General features: G+C 33.8%; 27 protein-coding genes and 1 pseudogene. 15 read left to right on the forward strand and 13 right to left on the reverse strand.

Translation table 11 applies throughout. The features are described from left to right. The first annotated feature begins 1 nt into the window (after position 1). Positions 2–322: a cupin domain-containing protein gene (locus tag OEW78_RS04515; protein WP_300324710.1), complete on the forward strand. Its 321-nt coding sequence runs from the start codon at positions 2–4 to the stop codon at positions 320–322. Here the strand turns inward: OEW78_RS04515 and purN are convergent. Continuing rightward, on the reverse strand, positions 319–936 hold the full coding sequence (gene purN / locus OEW78_RS04520; RefSeq protein WP_300324712.1) for a phosphoribosylglycinamide formyltransferase: 618 nt from the start codon (positions 934–936) through the stop codon (positions 319–321). The two genes, OEW78_RS04515 and purN, sit on opposite strands and share 4 nt — an antisense overlap. 76 nt (positions 937–1012) lie before the next feature. Here purN and OEW78_RS04525 point away from each other — a divergent pair, with 76 nt between their 5' ends. After that, positions 1013–1975, forward strand: coding sequence for an exonuclease (locus OEW78_RS04525; protein ID WP_300324780.1), 963 nt, complete (start codon positions 1013–1015; stop codon positions 1973–1975). Here OEW78_RS04525 and OEW78_RS04530 read toward each other — a convergent pair. Both OEW78_RS04530 and OEW78_RS04535 read right to left on the reverse strand, forming a co-directional pair. After that, entirely contained in the window at positions 1968–2204 is a 237-nt protein-coding gene (locus OEW78_RS04530; RefSeq protein WP_300324714.1) for a hypothetical protein, read from the reverse strand. The genes OEW78_RS04525 and OEW78_RS04530 overlap by 8 nt on opposite strands. 203 nt (positions 2205–2407) lie before the next feature. Further along, entirely contained in the window at positions 2408–3685 is a 1278-nt protein-coding gene (locus OEW78_RS04535; RefSeq protein WP_300324716.1) for a DUF4147 domain-containing protein, read from the reverse strand. Positions 3686–3737: 52 nt separating this feature from the next. Between OEW78_RS04535 and OEW78_RS04540 the strand changes: the two genes are divergently transcribed. The 3 genes from OEW78_RS04540 to OEW78_RS04550 all read left to right on the forward strand — a co-directional run bounded on the left by OEW78_RS04540 (position 3738) and on the right by OEW78_RS04550 (position 6168). Then, positions 3738–4682: an iron-containing alcohol dehydrogenase gene (locus OEW78_RS04540; protein ID WP_300324719.1), complete on the forward strand. Its 945-nt coding sequence runs from the start codon at positions 3738–3740 to the stop codon at positions 4680–4682. Positions 4683–4776: 94 nt separating this feature from the next. Further along, a complete protein-coding gene (locus tag OEW78_RS04545) occupies positions 4777–5883 on the forward strand; it encodes an LLM class flavin-dependent oxidoreductase (RefSeq protein WP_300324722.1) in 1107 nt (368 codons plus the stop codon). Between the two features lie 54 nt (positions 5884–5937). After that, the gene (locus tag OEW78_RS04550; RefSeq protein ID WP_300324783.1) at positions 5938–6168 is read left to right on the forward strand and encodes a hypothetical protein; all 231 of its coding nucleotides are present in this window, start codon (positions 5938–5940) and stop codon (positions 6166–6168) included. Here OEW78_RS04550 and OEW78_RS04555 read toward each other — a convergent pair. Together OEW78_RS04555 and OEW78_RS04560 are read right to left on the reverse strand one after the other, a co-directional pair. Continuing rightward, positions 6163–6576: a hypothetical protein gene (locus OEW78_RS04555; protein ID WP_300324725.1), complete on the reverse strand. Its 414-nt coding sequence runs from the start codon at positions 6574–6576 to the stop codon at positions 6163–6165. The two genes, OEW78_RS04550 and OEW78_RS04555, sit on opposite strands and share 6 nt — an antisense overlap. A gap of 193 nt (positions 6577–6769) precedes the next feature. Continuing rightward, on the reverse strand, positions 6770–7000 hold the full coding sequence (locus OEW78_RS04560; protein WP_300324728.1) for a hypothetical protein: 231 nt from the start codon (positions 6998–7000) through the stop codon (positions 6770–6772). 74 nt (positions 7001–7074) lie between these two features. On the opposite strand from OEW78_RS04560, the gene OEW78_RS04565 reads away from it, so the two are divergent. The 4 genes from OEW78_RS04565 to uvrC are packed head-to-tail and all read left to right on the forward strand — an operon-like array spanning position 7075 to position 14102. Continuing rightward, positions 7075–7707: a pyridoxamine 5'-phosphate oxidase family protein gene (locus tag OEW78_RS04565; protein ID WP_300324731.1), complete on the forward strand. Its 633-nt coding sequence runs from the start codon at positions 7075–7077 to the stop codon at positions 7705–7707. 53 nt (positions 7708–7760) lie between these two features. Further along, positions 7761–9713 carry an excinuclease ABC subunit UvrB gene (gene uvrB, locus OEW78_RS04570; RefSeq protein WP_300324734.1) on the forward strand — a complete coding sequence of 651 codons (1953 nt, stop codon included), beginning with the start codon at positions 7761–7763 and terminating at the stop codon, positions 9711–9713. Next, entirely contained in the window at positions 9700–12519 is a 2820-nt protein-coding gene (gene uvrA / locus OEW78_RS04575; protein ID WP_300324737.1) for an excinuclease ABC subunit UvrA, read from the forward strand. The genes uvrB and uvrA overlap by 14 nt, the downstream gene beginning before the upstream one ends. Continuing rightward, positions 12516–14102 carry an excinuclease ABC subunit UvrC gene (uvrC, locus tag OEW78_RS04580; protein ID WP_300324740.1) on the forward strand — a complete coding sequence of 529 codons (1587 nt, stop codon included), beginning with the start codon at positions 12516–12518 and terminating at the stop codon, positions 14100–14102. Before uvrA ends, uvrC begins: the two co-directional genes overlap by 4 nt. Before the next feature lie 19 nt (positions 14103–14121). Here uvrC and OEW78_RS04585 read toward each other — a convergent pair whose 3' ends face one another. Together OEW78_RS04585 and OEW78_RS04590 are read right to left on the reverse strand one after the other, a co-directional pair. After that, a complete protein-coding gene (locus OEW78_RS04585) occupies positions 14122–14712 on the reverse strand; it encodes a plastocyanin/azurin family copper-binding protein (protein ID WP_300324743.1) in 591 nt (196 codons plus the stop codon). 322 nt (positions 14713–15034) lie between these two features. Then, positions 15035–15385, reverse strand: a complete 351-nt coding sequence (locus OEW78_RS04590; protein WP_300324746.1) for a hypothetical protein — start codon at positions 15383–15385, stop codon at positions 15035–15037. Positions 15386–15461: 76 nt separating this feature from the next. On the opposite strand from OEW78_RS04590, the gene OEW78_RS04595 reads away from it, so the two are divergent. Further along, positions 15462–15668: a hypothetical protein gene (locus OEW78_RS04595; RefSeq protein ID WP_300324749.1), complete on the forward strand. Its 207-nt coding sequence runs from the start codon at positions 15462–15464 to the stop codon at positions 15666–15668. Between the two features lies 1 nt (position 15669). Here the strand turns inward: OEW78_RS04595 and OEW78_RS04600 are convergent, their stop codons facing one another. Continuing rightward, positions 15670–16833 carry a citrate synthase gene (locus tag OEW78_RS04600; RefSeq protein ID WP_300324752.1) on the reverse strand — a complete coding sequence of 388 codons (1164 nt, stop codon included), beginning with the start codon at positions 16831–16833 and terminating at the stop codon, positions 15670–15672. A gap of 117 nt (positions 16834–16950) precedes the next feature. Here OEW78_RS04600 and OEW78_RS04605 point away from each other — a divergent pair, with 117 nt between their 5' ends. Then, positions 16951–17142, forward strand: a complete 192-nt coding sequence (locus OEW78_RS04605; RefSeq protein WP_300324755.1) for a hypothetical protein — start codon at positions 16951–16953, stop codon at positions 17140–17142. A gap of 45 nt (positions 17143–17187) precedes the next feature. Beyond that, entirely contained in the window at positions 17188–18318 is a 1131-nt protein-coding gene (locus OEW78_RS04610) for a DHHA1 domain-containing protein (RefSeq protein WP_300324786.1), read from the forward strand. 275 nt (positions 18319–18593) lie between these two features. Here the strand turns inward: OEW78_RS04610 and OEW78_RS04615 are convergent, their stop codons facing one another. The 5 genes from OEW78_RS04615 to OEW78_RS04635 all read right to left on the reverse strand — a co-directional run bounded on the left by OEW78_RS04615 (position 18594) and on the right by OEW78_RS04635 (position 22756). Then, the gene (locus OEW78_RS04615; protein ID WP_300324759.1) at positions 18594–18968 is read right to left on the reverse strand and encodes a PPOX class F420-dependent oxidoreductase; all 375 of its coding nucleotides are present in this window, start codon (positions 18966–18968) and stop codon (positions 18594–18596) included. A gap of 20 nt (positions 18969–18988) precedes the next feature. Then, positions 18989–19807: a PEFG-CTERM sorting domain-containing protein gene (locus tag OEW78_RS04620; protein ID WP_300324762.1), complete on the reverse strand. Its 819-nt coding sequence runs from the start codon at positions 19805–19807 to the stop codon at positions 18989–18991. A gap of 117 nt (positions 19808–19924) precedes the next feature. Next, positions 19925–20380 (reverse strand): RidA family protein, encoded by a 456-nt coding sequence (locus OEW78_RS04625; RefSeq protein WP_300324765.1) that lies wholly within the window; start codon positions 20378–20380, stop codon positions 19925–19927. 169 nt (positions 20381–20549) lie between these two features. Continuing rightward, positions 20550–21155 (reverse strand): hypothetical protein, encoded by a 606-nt coding sequence (locus OEW78_RS04630; RefSeq protein ID WP_300324768.1) that lies wholly within the window; start codon positions 21153–21155, stop codon positions 20550–20552. Positions 21156–21595: 440 nt separating this feature from the next. After that, entirely contained in the window at positions 21596–22756 is a 1161-nt protein-coding gene (locus tag OEW78_RS04635; protein ID WP_300324772.1) for a helix-turn-helix domain-containing protein, read from the reverse strand. A 159-nt stretch (positions 22757–22915) separates the two neighbouring features. Between OEW78_RS04635 and OEW78_RS04640 the strand changes: the two genes are divergently transcribed. From OEW78_RS04640 to OEW78_RS04650, 3 genes and pseudogenes are all read left to right on the forward strand, one after another. Continuing rightward, positions 22916–23479, forward strand: coding sequence for a hypothetical protein (locus tag OEW78_RS04640; RefSeq protein WP_300324775.1), 564 nt, complete (start codon positions 22916–22918; stop codon positions 23477–23479). 1 nt (position 23480) lies between these two features. After that, on the forward strand, positions 23481–23966 hold the full coding sequence (locus OEW78_RS04645) for a hypothetical protein (RefSeq protein ID WP_300324777.1): 486 nt from the start codon (positions 23481–23483) through the stop codon (positions 23964–23966). A 9-nt stretch (positions 23967–23975) separates the two neighbouring features. Continuing rightward, positions 23976–24434, forward strand: a pseudogene (locus tag OEW78_RS04650) (AAA family ATPase); the annotation flags it as partial.

Raw genomic sequence — 24434 nt, forward strand, 5'->3', positions numbered from 1 at the left:
ATTGAAACTAGAGTATGATTTAGATACATACATTGAAAAAATAAAAAACAATACTTCTTATTTTGATACTTTTATCAATAAAGAAAGTTTAGCTGCGGGGATATTAGTTTTGAAACCTGGTGAAGAAGATACACAAACTCCGCACGAAAGTGATGAAGTATATTTTGTCCTTTCTGGAAATGGTTTTTTAAAAATTAAAAACAAGGATTACAAAGTATCTAAAAATAAATTATTTTTTGTTGCAAAAGATGTGGAACATTTCTTCTATGGCAATACAAAAGAACTTCAAGTATTGTATTTTTTTGGTGGACCTGATTCCTAGCTGATTATAGTTCTTCTTCCAGATATTTTGATTTTTTTTCTGGCAAAAAGATTTACTGCCTCAGGATAAATCATGTGTTCTTTTTTTAGAATTCTTTTTGAAAGTGTCTCTTCTGTATCTTTTTCATCTACTTTTACAACAGCTTGGATAATTACCGGGCCTGTATCCATCCCTGCATCTACAAAGTGCACTGAACATCCTGATACTTTGGCTCCATATTCTAATGCCTGTTTTTGTGAATTTAATCCTGGAAACGCAGGAAGCAAAGCTGGATGTATGTTGATTATCCTGTTTTTGTACTTCTTTACAAATTCTGGACTGATAATTCTCATAAATCCTGCAAGACACACAAGACCCTTTTTTGGTGTTACTCCATGTTTTGTTAGGACTGAAATAATTTTTTTATCGTATTCCTCTCTGCTCCCTTTGAACCCTTTGCTTTCGATCACTTCAATTTTTACCCCTAATTTTTCTGCAATTTTTAGTCCTCTTGCATCTGGTTTATTGGAAATTACTATGGCAGGATTGATTGGAATTTTTTTCTTTTTGATTGCCTTTAAGATGGATTCCATGTTGCTCCCGCGACCTGAAATTAGAATTCCTAGATTTAGCAACTAGTCAATACTAGATCAAACCTGCAATTTATATCAAATCCAAACACTTTGACTTTTGTTGCCTAAAAAAGTCAGGATGACAAAAAACGGAATCCTATGTGAGGTTAATGATCAACGAGTTTACTTGGATCCAAAAAATGGTGACATTACTGGGATCAATTTTGTCTCTCATGCTCATTCTGATCATCTTCCCTCAAAAAACGGTGGTACTATTCTCTCTTCTATTGAAACTAATGAGATTGCTAATTTGCGTGGCTTCAAGATGGAAAATCACATTGAATACCATGATGATTTTTCTCTAGTTGATAGTGGACACATTCTTGGATCTAAAGGTCTTCTTTTTGATGATATCTTTTATACTGGTGATGTTTGCACAAGAGACCGTGGATTTCTCAAAGGAGCAAAAATCCCAAAATGTAAAACTCTGATCACTGAATGCACTTTTGGCTTACCTGAATTTGTTTTTCCAAAACTTGACGATATTCTAAAGCAAGTAAATGAATTAATTTCTGAACTTTATGGTAAGGGCATACCTGTTATCCTGATGGGTTATCAATTAGGGAAAGCACAAACTATTACTCAATTTTTTGGTCACTGGGGTCCACTGTATCTGCATGATTCTGTAAAAAATATGAATTTACTACATCAAAAATTTGGGGTATCTCTCAAAGACGGAATTGGGCACACTGAGGCTGAAAAAAGAGGATTATTGGAAAAAAAACCTTGGATGATGGTTGCTCCAATGCTATCCAGTAAAAATAAGTTTGTTCAAGACATGAAATCAAAATATGGTGCTGTAACAATTGGATTTAGCGGATGGGCTCAATCAACTAAATTCCCTTTTGGACGACGTACAGATTACTCTATTCCAATGAGTGATCACTGTGATTACAATGAATTAATTGATTTAGTGATTCAATCTGGTGCAGAACAAGTATACACCATACATGGTTTTGTCAATGAATTTGCAGAAGATTTGAGAAAACGTGGCATTAGTGCACAACCATTACTTGAAAATTCCCTAGATGATTTCACTTAGCAAATTTATTACATTCACATTTTTCAACTAGACATATTTCTACATTTCTGATATGATCATGGGAGAAGTGTTTGCATTTTTCATTCTTACAAATTCGCCTCTGAGCTTCCTTTTGTACCACCAATTGGGCAATTTCATTTGCTTTTTCCTTTGTGTATCCTTTTTTATCAATATAGAAATGAACTACTCTGTTGTAAAGCATTTCTGGTTTGAATTGTTTTTCTAGCAATACTGTCTCTTCCTATTTCCTCGTCTAAAACTTGATCCCTTGTGACAGTCACATTTACAGCTCAAATCATTACAAAATCCGTGATTGTTTTTCATCATACTTTTAATTGTCAATTATGGTATTTGAAGGACTCTTCTAATTGACTAATCATTTGTTTAGTAAAAATTAAAAAAATTGAAATTTTTATGCACGTGTTTTTGGATTTATTTTAAAATCATGCCTATGTCCATCAGATTTGTGTGGGTTGCATGGGTGATGATGTTTCCTTTTTGTTTTTGAAAGAACCGCCCTGAATCACTATTTTTAAGAAATTCCTTCAGTATATCTAAATCCATTTTGACGTTTTCAGTAATTGCCCCTGCAAAAACAGAATTACCATCAATACCGTCCGTCCCTGCAGACGCAATAACCATCTTTTTTAATTTTTGAGTATTTTTTAATAATCTTAAAACTAATTCTTGATTTCTGCCCCCCATGCCGTTTCCCAAAACTTTGACTGTTGGTTCCCCACCAAACACAATACATGTTTTTTTACTAGTTGAAATTTTATCGAGAATTTCTATAACTACTTTTTTTATGTCTCCAAAAACATGCATTATGTCCACTGTATATCCCATCTCTTCAGCTTTTTCTTTCATTGCCTTTAGACAATCATCGTTATTTGCAATGACAAAATTTTCAATCCTTGCTTTTTTTGGAGTTTCGTCTTGTTTCTGATTCATTCTATTTTCTAATAATCTTAAAACTTCTTCTGGTATCTTTCTTTTTATTTTATATTTGTCGATAATTTCTAGTGCGTCTGCATATGTCGTGTCATCCATGTATGTTGTGCCTGATGCAATAGATGAAAGATCGTCTCCTTCAACATCTGACATTACCAAACTCACTCCATGGCATTTCATGTTTTCAACAAGCTTACCTCCTTTGATTTTAGATAGGTGTTTTCTAATACAGTTGAACTCTTGAATTGTAGCTCCTGATTTTAACAGGACATTTGTAACATGTATCTTGTCATCCAAAGTAATTCCATCCGGCATTGCTAATAGTGACGAGCCACCTCCTGAGACTAGAAAAATTATCAATTCATCACTGCGCTTGTTTTGCACAAATTTCATGACCTCTTTTGCTGCCTTCACACTTGTTTGATCCGGTTTAGGGTGTCTTGAGTTGAAAATCTGAAATTTTTTACCTTTGATTATTGATTTTGAGCCCTTGGGAATTACTATGATTCCATTTTTAATTGGGATGATTGCATTTAATGCCCTGGTCATAGAATCCCCGGCTTTTCCAAATGCTACTGAATAGATGTTTGAATATTTCTCAAGACTGAATAATTTATCTTTAATTTTGATTTCTTTAGGTGTTACAAATTTTGCAATAATATTCTCTGGATTTGCTGCTTGAAGTCCTGCCTCTAAAATTTCTAAACAATCTTTCTTCTTGTCTGTGGTTGCCAGATCGTCAAAATTTTGGATAATCATACTGTCACTCAATAATGCAAGATATAATAATAATCAATGATGCCTTTCAGTTATGAATACAGTACGCATTCCAAAAGTTATCAACTTTGGAGAAAATGCACTTGGTGAAACAGAGTATCCAAAAAATGCCCTAATTGTCACAACAGTTCCTCCTGAACTCTCTGACAAATGGATTGCAAGAATGGGAATTAAGGATTACATGTTGTATGACCAAGTAAAACCTGAACCATCAATCGATGACGTCAATACTGTTATTTCACAATTCAAAGACAAAGATCCATCATGTCTAATTGGACTTGGCGGTGGAAGTTCTATGGATGTAGTAAAATATGCTGCACCTGAGATGAAAAAAGATAAAATCTTAATTCCAACTACGTTTGGAACTGGAGCTGAAATGACAACTTATTGTGTTCTGAAATTTGATGGTAAAAAGAAATTGTTACGTGAAGACAGATTTCTAGCTGATATGGCCGTTGTAGATTCATACTTCTTGGACGGAACTCCGCAACAAGTCATAAACAACTCCGTCTGTGATGCATGTGCTCAAGCAACCGAAGGCTATGATAGCAAACTAGGTAATGACTTGACAAGAACTCTATGTAAGCAAGCATTTGAGATTCTATATGATGCAATTATGAATGACAAACCAGAAAACTATCCTTATGGATCAATGTTGTCTGGAATGGGATTTGGTAATTGCTCTACAACTTTAGGACATGCTTTGTCCTATGTGTTCTCAAATGAAGGTGTGCCTCATGGATATTCATTATCTTCTTGTACCACCGTCGCACACAAGCATAACAAGTCAATCTTCTATGACAGATTCAAAGAGGCAATGGAAAAACTAGGCTTTGATAAACTAGAACTCAAAGCTGATGTTTCAGAAGCTGCGGACACTGTAATGACTGATAAAGGTCATTTGGATCCAAATCCAATCCCAATATCAAAAGATGATGTTGTAAAGTGTCTTGAAGACATCAAAGCAGGTAATTTGTAAAAAATTCGATATTTTTTACTTTTTTTTCTATTTTATCTATAAGCTGCGAAATTGGCAGCTTGATTAAACTTTTTATTCTAATACTCTGTCGTACATGTACTTGACAGATAAAAAAATCAAATTTGGTATTCAAAATGGCCTTAATGTTGCAAGAGCTGGTTATACTGAAGACCAAATATTGACAGCATGTATGCTTGCTGATAAAACTGGCTATGATTCAATTTTCTATATGGATCACACTAATGTTCCTCAGTGGAAGAATGCCACTGTTCTTGATCCTTGGGTTATGCTATCTGCAATTGCCGCAGTTACAAATAATGTTGAACTGGGAACTTGTGTAACTGATGCTATTAGAAGACACCCTTCAAACATTGCACTAGCTGCAATAACTCTTGATAGAGTTTCAAAAGGCCGAGCAATTTTGGGAATTGGAGCAGGTGAGGCACAAAATCTAAAGGAATTTTGCATTCCCTTTGAAAAACCTGTTTCTAAATGGGAAGAACAAATTGAAACCATTCATACTTTATATCAGTCAACTCCTGATAATACTGTAAACTATAAAGGAAAATACTATCAACTTGAAGGTGCATGTTTGCAAGCACCACCAATTAGAAAACCACGTCCACCAACTTACATGGCATCTGGTGGTAAACGTACACTTGAATTAACCGGAAAATTAGGAGATGGATGGTTGCCAATTGGATACACTCCTGAATTGTTTGAAGATCATAAAAAACAAATCGAGTTCTCAATGAATAAGAACAACAGAACCCAAGCAGAAAAAGATAACTTCCAATTTGCTTTAGATATTGACGTTTACTTCTCTGACGATGCAGAAGCATCATGGGCTAAAATGAAAGAAGCCGTCAAAGTAAGTCTATTCAAGCCTGAAATTTTAAGAGTTCACGGATTAAAAGAAATTGAAGGATTTGATTTCGTCAAATACTTTACAGAATACTCCATGTCTGATCAAAGTTGGATTGTAAAGATGAGAGAAGCAGCAACTAAGATTCCTGACGGTGTTGCACGTTCATCAACCGCAGTTGGTACTCCTGAAGACATGATTCCAACATTTGAGAGATTCATGGATGCTGGTGTAAATCACTTTGTTATTAGATTCTGGGGTAAGAACTACTTTGGCTCTATTGACAAATTTGCAAGCCATGTTATGCCTGTATTGCGTGAAAAAGCCAAACAGTAAGACATTCTAGAATATACAGAAAATCATTTAGCATACTTGTTACCAGAAATTATTATGGATGAAGACCTTCCTGAATCAGTAAAAAAATGCCTGGATATTTTAGAAGAAAATGTGGAAATTTTGGCAAATCTTGAATATGATTTAGATGATGAAAAGGAAGATGAATTGACTCCTGATATGGGGTTACACAATTTGTATGATATGACTGAAGACGTTGCAGAATCAGTAAAGATTAAGCGTGCAGAATCTAATTTTGCAAGACGTCAAGCTGAAGATTCTCTATGATTTATGAGGTCTTTTCTTTTTAGTAAATGATTTTACCCTTCGTTTGTTTTTTTGTTTTTCTAGTCTTTTCCTAGTCCGTTCAGTTGCATTTGTTGATCCTTGAATGATTTTTGTTCTACTTCCATCCCTTAACATTATTTCTTTACCTTTGAATCTGTATTCCACATCCCTGCATTTGATGTAATATTTTTTTAAACAAAAAAATATTCTGTTGTTTGTCCCATGCATTTCTTTGACTTCCTTTGACTTTTTCAAGTCGTTGAGGATATTTCGTAATAATCCTTTGTCGATATCGGTAATTCTATGCAATTCTCTAAACCAGATGAACTTTGAATCAGAACCCCATTCTTCTAGAAGATTCAGTGCCTTCTTTGTAGCTTCTTCTCTTTCTTCATCTATTTCGCTCATTTTCTTATTGTGATTTAATCCTAAATTTAGCAATTTACATTAATGAAGAATTTGAATGAAAAAATCTAGAATGTTTTTGGCTTTTGATGGTTTTATTACTTTCTTTTGTAAGCAAGGGTTTCATAACTGAATGCAATGAATTAGAATGTAAAATTTCAAAGATTAAGGCAATGGCAAAAGAATTGGATGGCGATTAATCCCATCTCTTTGATTTTGCTTTTCTTTCCTTAATTCTACTTCTTGTCACTCTGACTGATTGTTTTTGATTATTTTCCATTTTATTTGCAATTGAATCAATCTGTTTGATTATTCTTGCTTGTAGTTCAGGGGAGTTTGTTTTTAGTACTCTCTTTTTCAATTTTTTTAATTGATTTGAATATCCTTGATAATCTTCTTTTAATTCATTCAGGTACGGATCATTCATGATGGTTTTTAATTCGTCTTGTATTTTAGGAATTTCGACACTGGATTTATAATATTATTTATCTTATTTTTTTTGTGCAGTTAACTGGAATTCTTCAAATTAAATCATATGAAAAAGTAAAAGAGTTTTTGAACGATGAACATGTTGGGCGTGTTGCTAGCATTGATGTAAATGGCTTTCCTCAGATAATCCCAATGAATTTCGTGTTTCTCAATGATGTTGTTTACATGCATTCCCATGTAAAAGGTGAAAAATTAGATAATATGTCTAGAAATAACAAAGTGGGATTTGAGGCAGATCGAGAACTAGAGTTTTTGCCTTCCTATTTTGAAGATCCATACAATGCATCTTTAGCTGATACGTTATACATCAGCATTGTAATCAAGGGAGTGGCCTCTTTTGTATCTGATAGAGAAGAGAAAACACTTGCACTAAATGGCTTGATGGAAAAATATCAGCCTGAGGGGCAATATGACCCGATTCAATCTGATATGCGTGTTTTAGATGCTGTTAGCGTAATCAAAGTTACTCCTCAAACATTACATGGAAAATACAAAATTGGTCAACACATGAGGTCTGATGACAGAATGATTCTTGCTCAAAAAATCCTGAAAAAAAATTCCCCCTCTGCTCGTGAAACGTTGAAAATAATGGGGTTTCAAATAACTGATACTGGTTTGAAAATGATCGATGAACCTGTATGGTGATCCTGTTTTGATATCGCCATTGCTTTAAATTCAGTTTTCAAGGATTGTATCTGTTGGAGCAACTTTCTCAATTTGAATTGGTATCAGATTATACTCCTACAGGTGATCAACCTCAAGCAATTGACGCATTAGTCAAAGGCGTAAAGAAAAAAACTGTTCAAACATTACTTGGTGTGACTGGAAGTGGCAAAACGTTTTCTATTGCAAATGTCATTGCAAGGACTGGCAAGAATACTCTTGTAGTCTCTCACAACAAAACTCTTGCAGCTCAACTTTATTCTGAATTAAAACAATTCTTTCCAAAAAACAATGTTGGATATTTTGTATCATACTATGACTATTATCAACCCGAGAGTTATCTTCCTCAAACTGACACTTATATCGAAAAAGACACTCAGATAAATGAAAAAATTGAAAAATTGAGATTAGAGGCGACTGCAATGCTGCTCTCAGGAGAACCTACAATTATTGTCTCTACCGTGTCTTGCATATACTCACTTGGAAATCCACGTGACTGGGAAGATCTGGCTATCACACTTAACATTGGGGATGAAATTAAGAGAAGCGAGATTATACGAAGATTTGTAGATGCAAGATATGAAAGAAATGACACTGAGGTGGCCCCTGGAAATTTTAGAGTAAAAGGGGACACCATTGATGTTACCCCTGCTTATTCTCAAGATTTAGTTAGGATCTCAATGTTTGGAGATGAAATAGAAAAAATTGCTCTTTTAGATCATGTGTCGCTAAAAGAAAAAAAGAAAATAAACCAAATGAAAATTTTTCCAGCAAAACACTATTTGATTGCAAAAGACGTTCGAAAAAAAGCCGTCAAATCAATTAGAGACGAATTAAAATCAAGACTGCCTGAATTAAATGAATTGGAAAAACAAAGACTGGAGATGCGTACAAAATATGATTTGGAAATGATTGAGGAGTTGGGATATTGTTCTGGCATTGAAAATTATTCGAGGCATTTTGATGGGAGAAGACCTGGAGAAAAAGCATTCTGCTTGATGGATTTTTTCGGTGATGATTATCTTATGGTAATTGATGAATCTCATGTCACCTTGCCTCAACTTCATGGAATGTACAAAGGTGATCATTCTAGAAAAAATGAATTGGTTACATATGGATTTAGGCTTCCAAGCGCATTTGATAATCGACCTTTAAAATTTGAAGAATTTGAAAAATACATACAAAACACAATTTTTGTTTCAGCAACTCCCTCTGAATATGAAAAAAAAATATCTTCTCAAATTGCTGAACAACTTGTAAGGCCTACTGGCTTACTTGATCCTCAAGTCGAAATCAGGCCCACAAAAGACCAAATGGATGATTTGATAAAAGAAATCAACAAAAGATCTGTCAATTCTGAGCGTGTTTTAGTCACAACATTGACAAAAAGAATGGCTGAGGATCTCGCTGAATACCTTTCAAAAAAACAGGTCCGAGTAAGATATATGCATTCTGAAATTGAAGGATTACAGAGAACCGAGATTATTAGACAACTGCGTCTTGGCGAATTTGATGTTCTTGTGGGAATTAATCTTCTACGAGAAGGGCTTGATATTCCAGAAGTTTCACTAGTTGCTATATTGGATGCTGATAAGGAAGGGTTTTTGAGAAACTTTACCAGTCTGATTCAAACTTGTGGTAGGGCTGCAAGAAATGCAAATGGAACTGTCATAATGTATGCTGATAAAAAAACTGAATCTATGAAGAATGCCATGAATGAAACTATTCGTCGTAGAGAAAAACAAATGCAATATAACAAAGAACACAACATTACTCCTAAAACAATAATCAAATCGGTTCCAGAACAAGAAGTTGCTTTAGATGATTCAAAATTAAAATCTGTACATGACCTTGCAGCAGAAATAATCGACTTAGATGCACAAATGAAAAAATATTCTGAAGAATTGGATTTTGAACGTGCAATTGAATGCAGGGATAGAATAAAAAGAATGGAAAAGGAGATTGAATTCAAAAATGGTAGAAAATAAACTGAAAATCAGAGGAGCAAGACATCATAATCTAAAGAATTTGGATATTGACATCCCAAAAAATAAGCTAGTTGTAATCAGTGGGTTGTCAGGTTCAGGCAAATCTACGTTGGCATTTGATACTATCTATGCTGAAGGTCAGAGAAGATACGTCGAATCACTTTCAGCTTATGCGCGTCAGTTTTTAGAAATGATGGACAAACCTGATGTTGATTCCATTGAAGGCCTTTCTCCTGCAATTTCCATACAGCAAAAAACTACTAGTAAAAATCCACGATCTACTGTTGGAACTACAACTGAGATTTATGATTACATGAGATTGCTTTTTGCAAGAATCGGCATTCCTTATTGTACAAATTGTGGACGTAAAGTTTCAAGCCAATCCGTAGAACGAATTTGTGATTCTGTACTCAAAGATTTTTCAGGAAAAAAAATCCTGGTCTTAGCTCCTCTTATTCAGAGAAAAAAAGGAACCTATGAGAAGTTATTTGAACAAATCAAAAAGGATGGGTATTCTCGAATACGCCTAAACGGTGAAATTTTGAGCCTGGACGATGAAATTCCTCCTCTTGACCGCCAAAAATGGCATAATATCGAAATTGTAGTTGATAGAATTACAACTGAAAAATCAGAACGATCTAGACTCTTTGAAGCCATACAAACTGCAATCAAAGCATCAAAAGGTGATGTGATGATTGCAACCGAGAAATCTGAAAAGATTTTCTCTCAAAACAATGCCTGTCCATACTGTGGATTAACTGTCGGTGAATTGGAACCTCGCTCTTTTTCATTTAATTCTCCTTTTGGAATGTGTAAAACATGTAATGGATTGGGAGTGAAGATGGAGTTTGATGCAGATTTAGTTGTACCTGATAAGACTAAATCTATTTTGGATGGTGCAATAGTGCCTTGGAGTGGACGATTTTCTGCATTTAGACGCCAGGCCTTAAGAGCAGTTGGTAAAAAATTTGGGTTTGATTTGATGACTCCTTTTGATAAAATCGAACCAAAACATCTTCAAATTATTTTACATGGAACAGATGATCTGATTGATTTTACATATCGTTCAAAATCTGGAGATTCTTCTTGGCAATCCACAAATACGTTTGAGGGTGTTCTATCTAATTTACAACGTACTTTCATGGAGACTGACTCTGAATCTAAACGAGAATGGCTGAAACAATTCATGAGGGATACTCCTTGTAATGCTTGCAATGGTAAAAAATTAAAACCTGAATCCCTGGCGGTCAAAATTAATGAAAAAGGAATAATGGATGTATGTGATATGTCCATTGATCATTGTTATGATTTCTTTTCTTCATTAAAACTAACTGAAAATGAACAATACATTGCAAGAGATGTACTAAAAGAAATTAGAGAGCGTCTTGAGTTTTTAATGAATGTTGGATTAAATTATCTTACTCTGAATAGATTAAGTTCCACATTGTCGGGTGGTGAATCCCAACGAATTAGATTGGCAACTCAAATTGGCTCTAATTTGACTGGCGTATTATATGTACTAGATGAACCTACAATTGGATTGCATCAAAGAGATAATACAAGACTCATTAAAACGTTAAACAAGCTACGAAATCTAGGAAATACCGTCATAGTTGTAGAGCATGACGAAGAAGTAATCCGAAATTCAGATTGGATGATTGATTTAGGACCTGGTGCAGGTGTTCATGGAGGAAATGTTGTTTTTGAAGGAACTGTAAATCAAATTCTCAAAGATGACAAATCTGTAACTGGGGCATATCTCAAAAATAATTCTTTGATAAATTTAGAAAATAAAATCCGCAATCGTTCAGGATCATTGATTGTAAAGAATGCATCTGAAAATAATCTAAAAAACATAGATGTAGAAATCCCTCTCGGCCTTTTTGTTTCTGTAACTGGAGTTTCTGGATCCGGAAAATCTACATTGATTAATGATATATTGTTAAAATCCCTAGAAAACTATTTTTACAAATCAAATGTTAGGGCTGGCTCCCACAAAGAAATCATCGGGTTGGAAAACATTGATAAAGTAATTGCAATTGACCAGTCTCCTATTGGCAGAACTCCTCGCTCAAATCCTGCAACATACATTGGGGCATTCACTCCTATTCGAGAACTTTATGCAAACACTGCATTATCTAAAGAACGAGGATATGCCCCTGGACAATTTTCATTTAATGTAGCTGATGGTAGATGTTTTGCATGTGATGGAGATGGAGTAAAACAAATTGAAATGCAGTTTTTATCGGATGTTTATGTAAAATGTGATGAATGTAAGGGAAAAAGATACAACACTGAAACTTTATCAGTATTATACAAGGGAAAAAATATTTCTGACATCTTGGACATGACCGTATTTGAAGCATTAAATTTCTTTGAGAATGTTCCTGCAATAAAACGAAAATTACAAACAGTATATGATGTTGGATTGGGATATATCAAACTCGGACAATCCTCTACCACTCTGTCAGGAGGTGAGGCTCAAAGAGTCAAACTTGCGTCTGAATTATCAAAAAGAGGTACTGGAAAAACTCTCTATATCCTTGATGAGCCTACAACAGGTTTGCATTTTGCAGATGTTCAAAAATTATTAGATGTGCTTAACCGTCTTGTGAATCTTGGAAATACTGTTGTTGTAATTGAGCATAATATGGATGTGATCAAAAATTCTGACTGGCTAATTGATCTTGGACCGGAAGGCGGTGATGAAGGTGGACAAGTTGTAGCCACTGGCATTCCAAAAGAGATTTCAAAAGCACCTGGAAGTTACACTGGAAAGTATTTGAAGAAAATATTAAAAAAATGACTTTTGAGATTTCTAAACTTATCATTCCTACTGATCCTGGAATTTATCTGATGAAAGATACTGATGGAACAATTATCTATATTGGCAAAGCAAAAAATTTAAAAAATAGAGTAAAATCATATTTTAACAAAAATCAAAATTACAAAACACAAAAACTGGTTGAAAACATTTCTGATATTGAATTTGTTTTAACTGATAATGAGAGTGAGGCATTTCTTTTAGAATCAAACATGATCAAAAAATACAGGCCTAGATTTAATATTGAATTAAAAGATCAACAGAGATACACATATCTTAGAATTTCTGATGAAAAATACCCTAGACTGCTGGTTTCAAGAAGAACAAGGGATGGAAAATTTCTTGGAAAAGGAAAGACTTTTGGACCTTTTACTCAAGGTAGTTCGAAACTACTCACGATTGGTGCATTGAGAAAGGCGTTTCAAATCAGAATTTGCAAAACTCTTCCAAAAAAAGTCTGTTTGGAATACCACTTGGGAAATTGTGAAGGACCATGTGAATTCAAGGATGCACAGGAAAGATACTCTAAACATGTTCAAGCATTACAAGATGTCCTGAAAGGAAAAAACCAAACACAAATTTTTATAAAAAAATTAGAAGAAGAAATGCAACAAGCTGCAGAATTGCAGCAATTTGAGCGTGCAAAAGACATCCGTGATACTTTGATTAGGCTTGGAAGCCTTCAAACCAAACAAAAAATGGAATATGTTGAAAATTCTGATGAAGAATATTTCGGTGTCATCATTCAGGATCAATCTGCAACTGTAATGAATTTTAGGATGATCAATGGGGTAATACGAGATAGTGACAAGTTTTTTTATGACTTGGTAGGTGATAATTCCTTTTCCAACTTTTTGTACCAATATTATTCGACACACAAAATACCCAAATTCGTTATGGTTAGTGAACTTCCGGAAAACCAAAAACTATTGGAGTCTTTACTTTCAGAACAATCTGGATTTGACGTAAAAATCTTAACTCCTAGCAGAGGAAAGAAAAAAGAAATCATTAATCTGCTACTAAAAAATATCAAATTGATTCATTCCAAAGGCGGCAATCCTGGTCTAGTTGAATTAAAAGAAATTCTTGGACTGCATGTAATTCCAAACATCATTGAATGTTTTGATGTTTCTAATCATGGTGAAGATTTTGCTGTGGGTTCTATGTCCAGATTTATTGGAGGAATCCCAAACAAGGATGGGTATAGAAAATTTAAAATCAAAACAGTTTCTGGAAGAGATGATTTTGCAATGATTGGTGAGATCATCAAAAGACGATATTATGCATTATTGGAAGAAAACTCTCAACTTCCTGATCTAATTGTAATTGATGGCGGTAAAGGACAGCTTGGTTCTGCTGTAAAGTCTTTAGAATCTCTTGGTTTGAACTTGCCTTGTATATCTTTAGCAAAAGAAAATGAAGAAGTCTATCTTCCTAAACATAAAAATCCAATTGTAATTCCAAAATACAAAGCATCCCTAAAAATTTTACAGCATGCAAGAGATGAGACTCATAGATTTGGTGTTGCATATAACAGAACAATAAGGAAAAATCAAATAAAATAAGAAAAAAGGAAAGTTTTGGTTAGTTCACTGTGACACTACCGACCATCCATGGGTGTACCATGCAAAAGTAATCGTAGCTGCCTGCGTCATTGAATGTAAATGCATAAGATGCATCTGCCATGACTAGACTGCTATCAAATACGCCAGATGGGCCATCTGATGGACTACCGCCAGTTACTGTATGTGCTGCTGTGTCGATGTTTATCCATTCTACTGTATCTCCAACATTGATTTCAATATCTGCTGGTAAGTAGCATGCATTACTTGCTTCACATCCTGGAACTGAAGTGCCTACTGGAATGTCAACTGTGTGAGTTGTTGGTCCTGCTGATTCTTTGACCATTGGTTTTTCTTCTTTGACCTCGACTTTTACAGTGTCTTTCATTTTCACCTCTTCTGCTGCCTTTGGAGCTTCTGCTTTTACTTTTGCTGCCAAGTCACCAAATGGATCTGTTTGGGTCTTGGTTTCTGAAGGTTGTGCAGTAACTTTTGGGGCTGTAGTTTTTGCAACTGGTGAATTATCCACAGAGTCTCCTACGACTGCAATTCCTACACCTACTAGTGCAATTGCAATTGAGAAAACTATTGCTGCTTTGTCTATGCCTGCCATATTGATCCATGACTTAGCATATGCTAAATAAATCTAATCGTCTCAATTATGCTAAATTTTAAAATCTGGCCAATTTGAGAATTCATGGTTTTGAAATTAGCTTCTGATATCTTTCTTTTGTTCTCTTTTTGAAATATTTACAATATTATAATATGTAAATTCCATAAGATCTCTCTAATTGAAGTCAAAAAGTTTTCAATGAATGTAAACATGTGTTTTTTATGAATATGATACAGATGATTTACAAACTGCAAATAACCTCTTACCAAGTATAACTAATCATTTTTGGTCTGTCTCTTTTGCTTCTGATATTTTTAGATGTTTATTGGATTAATTCGTATTCAACCTTTAATTTTCTTTGTGTGATTAATTGATTGATGAATTTTTTTCTTTTTTGGATAATCTGATCATTGATCATCATTTTTGTTGTTAACTGTTCAAACATTATTTTTTCATCGATCTTTACTTTTAGTGAATCTCCATTTTTTATAATAAAAACTCCGATTCCCCAAAACAAACCCACATGTAATGCCACATACTTTGATTGCAAGTCCGTTATCTTGCCTTTGTAAATTTCTATATGTTCCCTGCTTTGCTCAACAGTTGAATATCCTGTTTGAATAATCCATGAAATCTTTCTAGCATTTCCATCTGAATAAAAAACATGGTTCAATTGTCAACCAAAAAGGGGTCTTTTGTTAATATATTTTGAATCCTCCACTTATGATCAAAGATTGAAAGGTGTACTTATGCTTGAGTCTCATGCTTTCTTCTCGAAGATGGTAGATGAATTAGTTGAATTCTCAGAATATGATCCAGAATTAGCTGATGGAATTAAATGGCTGGATGATCAGGCTCAGAAAAAAGGCATCACGTTTTATGATATGGTTTTTGAAGTTCTGTACAAACATGATGTAAACACTAAAGCCAAAGATTGGCTAAGTACAAGAAATTAAATTATTTTCTCAAGTCTAGTGTTTGATATTCACAACCTTCAGGTCCGCAATACTTTCCAACATATGTGGCCTTTGGTCTGTACAATGCTGGTTTGGGTGCTGCCTCTGCAAATTTTTCTTCTATGATGTGTGCTGCCCATCCTACGACACGTGAAATTGCAAAAATCGGCGTATTGAGATCCATTGGAATTTTTAGCATATAATACAATGATGCACTGTATAGGTCTACGTTTGGATAGATGTCTTTGTTTTTTTGTTTTTTCATTTCAGCAATCGTTGTAGTTTCAATTTTCTCTGTAATGTCAAACCAAGGATCTTTAGTTTTTTCTGCTAATTTTCTTGATAATTCTTTTAGTACTTGAGCTCTTGGGTCGTATGTTTTGTAAACTGCATGACCCATTCCCATTATTCTGTGGCCTGCGTTCATTTCTTTTTTAATCCATTCTTCCACTTTTTGAATATCTCCTATTTCCAATAACATCTTCATTACTTCTGTGTTGGCTCCTCCATGCAGTTCTCCACTCAGTGCTCCTATTGCAGCACTACATGCTGAATACATGTGAGCCCTAGTTGATGCAACTTGTCTTGCAGTAAATGTAGATGCATTAAATGTATGATCTGCATGTAAAATCAAACACACGTCAAAGATCCTTTCTACTTCTGGATCTGGTCTTTCTCCTGACATCATATATAGGAAATTTGCTGCATGACTCAGAGTTGGATCTGGATCTACTATATCTAATCCGTTTCTTATTCTGTTCCAACTTGCAATGATTGTAGGGACTTTTGCGATCAGGTTTATTGCCTTATCATAACTTGCTTCCTTGTTTGCAAATTCTTCATCATAATATCCTGCAAGTGCTGCTACAAATGCCTGAAGCATATCCATGGGGTCTGCATCTTTTCTCCAATTGCCCATGTTTTTTTGCATTTGTTTTGGAATTAATCTGGCATCAATCAATTTGGCATTGAATTCGTCTAATTGGTTTCTATTTGGAAGTTTGTCATAAATGAGCAAATATGCTGTTTCTTCAAATGTTGAATATTTGGTTAATTCTAAAATATTATATCCTCGATAAATGAGCTTGCCTTGTTCTCCGTCAATATTGGAAATTTTGGTATCTGCTACTTCGATTCCACGAAGTCCAATATTTTTTGTTTCCATAATGAGCCTAGAAAATTCTTCTATATATTTTCGTTCAAGATCGTGTCTATGAAATTTAGCATTTAGTCTAATATGCCAACTTTTGACCATAAATGACAATTTTTAATCAAAAATTACTTGACTCCTAAAGAGCGTAAAGATTTACAAAAATTGGATGACCTGGTGTTAAATGCAACATCTGATGAACTAAAAAAAATTCAAGAAATTGATCATCAAACTCAACTTGAGGGTGTATCATTTTTTGATGTGTATCTTGATTCTAGATCTTTGATCCACAAAAATATCAAAAAACAGTCTCGTAAATTTTGATCACATTCTTCATTTAAATGAGGGTCTGTGAATTTTCTATCTGTATTGGCAGTATCTAAAACTAAAAAATCTACAACAAAAACTGTTAAGAAAAAAGTATCTAAAAAAACGACAAAAAAAACAGCCGCAAAAAAACCTGTAAAGAAAACCACAAAAAAAATATCAAAAAAATCTGTATCTAAAAAAACTATCAAACCACAAAGAACCAAGGTTATTTGTATTTCTCACAAAGAAGACTGTGACGGTATAAGTTCTGCTGCGATTATTCGACAAGCCTTTGGTGGTGATGCAATACTAGTTGACTATCCTGGACAAATGGAAGCACTAAATCAAGTAGTTTTAGATGAAAAATTAAAATCCTTGTTTATCTGTGATTTGGGTCTTAGCAAGAAAACCCAAGATGAGTTCATTGACATTTTAACAACTCTGAGAAAAAACAAAGTCTCTGTGACTTACATTGATCATCACGATATTGACCCTGACGTCGTAAAGGCATTAAACAAAATAAAAGTAAACGTGATTCATGATATCAATGAATGTACTGCTGTTTTAGCTTACACTGCATTCAAATCAAAATTAAATGATCATGCATCATTTGTTGCCGCATGTGCTGCAATTACTGATTACATGGAAACTAGACCTATTGGTTCAAAATTACTTCAGATTTATGATAGGCAATTTGCATTGATCAGTGCGACTGTGATGACATATAATATTGTAGGACATCAAAAAGAACCTGATTATTTGCAATATTTGGTTGAAGAATTAGCTGATTCAAAATTCCCCCATGATATTCCAAATACATATGAATTTGCACAAATACAAGTTGAAAAATTATCTCAGATGATTGCTAAAGTTAAGATGGGATTAAAAACGATGTCTAATCTTGGACATATGGAAATTTTAGATGCTGGTGCTAGCGGTGCTGTTAATTTTGTAATGGGATTGTCTGGGAAAAATGTAGGTGTTGCTTACAAAGAACGAGTTGATCATGGCATATATGCTGTATCAGTCAGAGGTTCAAAAGATTGTAAGGTTCACTTGGGTAAAATTGTAAATCTTTTGGCAACTAGCCTTGGTGGCTCCGGAGGAGGGCATGATAAAGCATGTGGTGCAGTTATTCCTAAACCAAAAATAAAAAAATTCATTACAGAATTAAATAAAAAAATAAAATAATCACGTAAAAATCTAGAAATTTTTCTGGCCAAATGAGAAATTGATATTCTTTCATGTCATACTGATATTGTTGATAGCGCTGTAGCTAGAATTGCCTATCCCATTCACATCTTGTCCCTTTGGGCTGCTGTGGTTGTATGCCTTATCCTTGCTACCTGATGTTGTTGGAACTGGAATTTTTGCAGCATTGATTGAACATGGTCTTGTCTTACGTTGGCTTGATAGCCATCTTTGGATTTGTTGATTTGACTGCTTTCAAACTAAAAGAACAAAAATCACAATCGATCAATCTTAATTGAAAATGCTACTAATTCTCCTTTATTCTTGGTAAGAAATCTTGCCACTTTAGAGAAAAATCCATATTTTTTATCTCTGCGTTTTACTGCCTCTTTGGTTTCATACTCTCCTACAATTTCCACAGTTCCTGAAACCCACTTCCCTGAAATTTTTCCTTTAATATTGCACGTTGCAATTTTTACATTGTGGTTGTTTTTTAGACGCTTTATTTTTCCTGTTTGATCTCGAGTAACAACATAAACTAAATTATCTTTGATTGTAAACCAAACTGGCGTTTTAACCGCAGTTCCGTCTTTTTTGTAAGTCTCAACTGAAATATATTTTTCTGATTTAATATCGTCTAAATTTTTCATGATAAAATAATGATCTGGAATTAATATCTAGGTGATATTGATAGTTTTGATTTTGATGATACAATAATTATTGAAATAATTGATATTGCTAAAACTAATGAAGCAACAACTCCGAATTCTGGAACTACTACTCCGTCTTTGATTTCAACTTTGATTGATTCTTTATGTTCTGATGCTACGCCTTGGTTTGCGGTAATGGTGTACATTCCATCTTCTTTCCACATTGGGCCTCCTACTCTTATTTCCACATCAAAGTTTCCGTTTATTCCTGGTGTTACTTGATCAATTGTTATCAAGTTTCCAACAGGTGATTTTACAGTTAATATAATGTCTGTGCTTTTGTAACTTGTTTTTCCAATGATTTTGATTATGTCTGAGCCGTTTTCAGCTTCTGCTTGCATAGATATGCCACTAATGATTTTTGGCTCTTTTTCTAAAATTGATTTTGATTCTGTTTGCTTGGCATCTGGATTCCTTGTAATCTCTTGAGAAATAACTGTGAATTGAGTTTGAGCAACTCTTTTTGTGTCCTCATGACTTGCTGTAACTATGTGTTTTCCTGTTGCAAAGCTTGGTATTGGTGGATTTAGTAATTTTCTAAATTCCCCATCGTCATTGATTGCTACTATTGGTGCAAAGACTATGGCTCCATCAGGACCCATGATTCTGAGTTTGACTGGTTTGAATTGAGATACGTCAGTAATCTTTCCTGTAATCCAAATTGACTCTAAAGATTTGATTTCCTCTTTTGAAGTTTCTAATTCTATGGTTGATTCTGCAAAAGCTAAAGTAGAAAACATTGATACTGCAAAAAGCAAAAACAGCGATGTCTTTAGCATGTGTCTTTTCTGAATTCATTGTATATATGAATTATTTCAATAAGTATGGTGATGTTATTATCTTTGAACATGGATCTTTTTCCACTCTTTTCTTAATCTCGATGAAATTCCGATCCATTACTCTGAAAATTCTACTATGGCATCAATTTCAGTCATTGAATTTAATGGCAAACATGCAACCCCTACTGCAATCCGTGAATGCTTTCCTTTATCTCCAAATACTTCAAAGAACAAGTCTGATGCTGGATTGATTACTTTGGGATGTTGGTAAAACTCTGCATCTGAATTTACAAACCCTGACAGCCTCACGATTCTTGTTACTTTGTCCAAACTGCCAAGTTCTCTTTTGATTTGTGCTAAGAGATTGATTGCACACATTCTTGCTGATTTTTGAGCAGTTTCTAAATTGCCATCTGTGACTTTTCCTGTAAATAGTACTTTGCCATCTTCCATTGGGATTTGACCTGAGATAAATAGCAAGTTTCCAGTTTTTATCACAGGAACATATGATCCTGCAGGCGTTGGGGGGTTTGGGAGTTTGACTCCTAATGATTCGAGTTTTTCTTCTATCATGACAATGATGCTGAATTTTTGTCTGATTTTAGTTTTTATAATTTTTAATCGGTTTTTTGTATTATTTGACTATGTGATTACTGTATATGTGAAATAATTTGCCAGTTTATGTTGCTAGAGGAATTTTATGATGAGGATCTAGATGTCTCTAGTGACATTGGGCATTTTTTTAAATTTTGAGATGGCCTGCTTTTGGAATTTTACTGCTGAAATCTTTTTGCAGCAATATTCTCTCATTTGTTTTTCTGCCTTCAAGTAATCTCTGATTTGTTTCATCCATGAATTCATTGATTTGTTTGAAACAGTTTTTTAATTCTTTTTTTAATTCATCATCATCTGTATTCTCTATTGTCCATAGAATTGATGATGCCAATTCAAACATGTTGGTCATATTTGTCAGTAATGATTCATAATTTGTTTTTGTATTTTTGTTGAATTTACGAGCAGTAAGATCTTTGGATATGTCTGAAAATATTTTTTTGTTTTCGAAATTTTTCAATGAAGTCGTAATTCCAGATTCATATGTGAAAATTAGATTGTTGATAAAACCCACATGTTCTTCAAGTGAATAGTGATAATGTTTAACATAATATGCATCATTTTTGTAACCATGTTTTTTGATGTGTCCTAACTCTTCCATTTTTTTTAATATTTCTTTTAATTTACTCCTATTGAATCGTTTTTTGTTATTCAAACAGTTTGCCCAAATATCTCCAAAATAGTTTTTTTCATCATTGATGCATTCTAAAATATAATTTATTGAAATCATCTGCATGGATCGTCTTTAATTTGGAATTATTTATTGGTGGTGAACGGTAAATTTTTGAGCGTAGTTTGTCCTTTGTTTTATCTAAATCGGAATCTATTTTCTAAAACTATCATATTTTGAGCATTTAGTACATGTTTCTTATCTACCAATGTAATGAGTACCAAAAATCTAGTTAGAATATGTTATTTCATGATGAGGAACTAGACGAAGAAGAACTGACCCGATGTTTTGAAAAATTGGATCCTAGAACTCTTGAATTAATTCAAAAGGAATACAGAAATGACTGATAGTGAAAAATTAGCAAAAAAAGTCTCTTCACATATTGAGAAAAACCTTAGAGGTGATACTCCTTTTCAAGGTACTTCGGGCTTTGTTTCATATATTGCATATGAATAATCCAAGAAAGGATCTGATTGTTCTTCTGAATAGATATTGGTTTTTGAGAATTAATTTTTACTTATTTTGATAAGTACTTTTTCGCCTTTGTTTGAATTGTTTTGATATACTGTTCTTGTCTTGTATCCTTGTTTTTGAAGACATCCGTCCAAAATTGATACCCATGGCAATGAATGTCCGCTATTCAATCTTGATTCTAGGGATATGTTTTTGGTATTTGCCTCAAAATTAACATGACCTGAACATGTAATTTGCATTACTGCATCTATGATCTCAATTATATCATCCAGCGTTTTTGATTTTAAAGAAATTCCATTCTTCTCTAATAGTTTTAACATGTCTAGATCTGTTTTTTTAGATATCATTGAAGAGTTTAGAATGTGCATTAATCCTGATTCATTAACTGTTTTGATGATTTTGTAAATCTCTTGTGCTTCTGTTTTTGTCATGTCTGCAAGAGCTTTGGTTTTAATTGCATTTTTCCAAATATCTGAAAATATCTTTTCTTGATTTATTCCTAAAATTTCTGTAGATGAAAAAATAGCTCCTTTTCCATTATCGTTGTCAATCATCAGTAACTCTGTTTCATCAAAAATGAAACAGTTTTGTGTGATGTCTGATGCTCTAATTTCCACTCCGTCTGGAATGGTTCTATATGATTCAGAACAAATTTGTGATGGTGAAACAAGAATTTTGACATCCAAATTTCTCCTTAACACTGATAGCAACTGCTCTTTGCATTCCGCTAGTAATCCAAAACCCCATTGATCTGTCATAATTTTGATCGATGATTTCGAACCTTCAATCATCGTTTTGAGCTGAGACAAAACATTGTTGGCACTCATATGAAAATATCTTCTTTCCTCTGACCCTCTTGACTTTCTGCTTTCCTCACTTGCTTTTTTCAAATCTGAAATTAGTGAATTCATTGCATTTACTTTGTTAATCTGTTCATGAATTATCCCGTCAAAAGCATCCTCTGGGGCAATTGCAGTGCACATAATTGGTTTGCTTTTTGAAATGATGACTAGTTTTTTGTTTTCTAGTTTTAGCAATGTTGGGTATGTTTTTGTTCTGGGAATTTCTGAATAATATGCTAATTCACTGGCAGAAATGGTTCCTTTTGCTATCAGGGTTACATATGCTTGTGCTTCATACTTGCTTAATCCAAATTCTTCCAAACTAACTGTTAAAACGTGTTCATTTACCATGATTCTGTTTGATTTGTTATTAGGTAAAATTGAGAGCTAAATTCCTTTACACAAATACTCAAAAAAAATCAAAATTGTATCTGCAGACGGATGTAACTGTGGTTACTAAATAATTTGATACACTGTCCTAAAATATAAAATCTAGAAGTGTTATTTGCTATGTTGGTAAAATGCAGTATTAACCCCTTAGGTATTGAAAACATCTCTCATTCTGTAACTCTAGTTCCGAGATTGGAATATTCTATGAGTCTATTGGATGAAATCATTGATGTTCTTAATTTCCGACAGTCTGAATTAAAAGAACAAAATAATAATTTAGCTCATGATTTTGACGAGTCAGATAGGACTCACGTTAATGCATTAAATCTTGAACATCTTGTGATGTATTCTCTTGAAATCTTACTCCAAGTAAGAAAGAGTATGAAAAAAATCTCTAACGTTGGAAGCATTCCTAAAGTTTTACCCTCATCAATCCCTATGATCAGGACCGTCAGTGCTCAATTGTTTGGCATTATTCCAAATTGTAGTAGAAAATTATCTGAAATTTCAGTTCATTTAGGGAGTATTGTGCTTGATTCAGCAGCTCTTACTATGGCAAAGTTTGATTTTAGCCAATCAAACACTGAATCGACTTCCTTACTTAATGAAGTAAAATTGATGGTCGGCTCTAAATTAAGTAAGCAGTATCCTAATCTTGATTTTTTCAAATTATTCAATACCTAATATGTTAACCACAAAACGAGATTTTTCAAAAGACATAGAACGTATAAGATCCATTTCCTCTAAAATCGACAAAAAATTATCTGAGGCAAAATCTTCTGATGATTTAAAAATTGATAAACTCTCTTTAGATGAATTACAGGATTTAGATAAAATCGTAAGAATTGCTGATTTTATGGTGTGTAAACATGAAGATAAAAAAGAAATGCGTTCAATTTTAAAGTATTTTACCTCTATAATCACTGAGACTGCAAATTCCCTAAATGATTTGGATGATGAGGTATCTGAACTCATTCTCTCTGCTGAAGATTCTATAAACAAGGTCAAAGACATGCATTCTCATATCTCAGAAAAATCTGATTTTAAAAAAAAATATGATCATGGACCTGATTATAATGAATATGAAACAAGTGCAATTAATTTAACCAATTTTGTTACAGAGATTCACACCGTAGGATACCAACAAAATTCTCAAAGAGATACTGCGTAGGTAATTAGAATGAGTTTAGCCCCCCAAGAATTAGAAAACACAGCAAGCAAATATGCTTCTGAAGCCATAAAATTTGATTCACAAGGTGCACGTGGAATGGCAATCACGCATTATCAGCACGCAATTGATGCTCTCGTAAAATTATTGCAACTATATCCTACCAGTAAATTAAATCAAATCTACAAAGAACGATGCAACTCTTATCATGGTAGAATTACCGCATTACAGCAGGCTCATGGTGTTGAACCCGCAGTAGATCCAAAAGCTTCTGAGGAGGATCAAAAGAAATCTGTTCAGAGACAAGAAAACGAAAATGATTTTGAAGAATTAATCATGAAAGAAAAACCTGACGTTACTTGGGATCAGGTAATTGGTCTAGATGATGCAAAAAGCGCATTACGTGAATCAATTGTATATCCAACTAAACGACCTGATCTTTTTCCACTTGGATGGCCAAAAGGAATGTTG

The organism is Candidatus Nitrosopumilus sp., from assembly GCF_029882185.1.
In the GTDB taxonomy this organism is placed as follows: Archaea; Thermoproteota; Nitrososphaeria; order Nitrososphaerales; family Nitrosopumilaceae; genus Nitrosopumilus.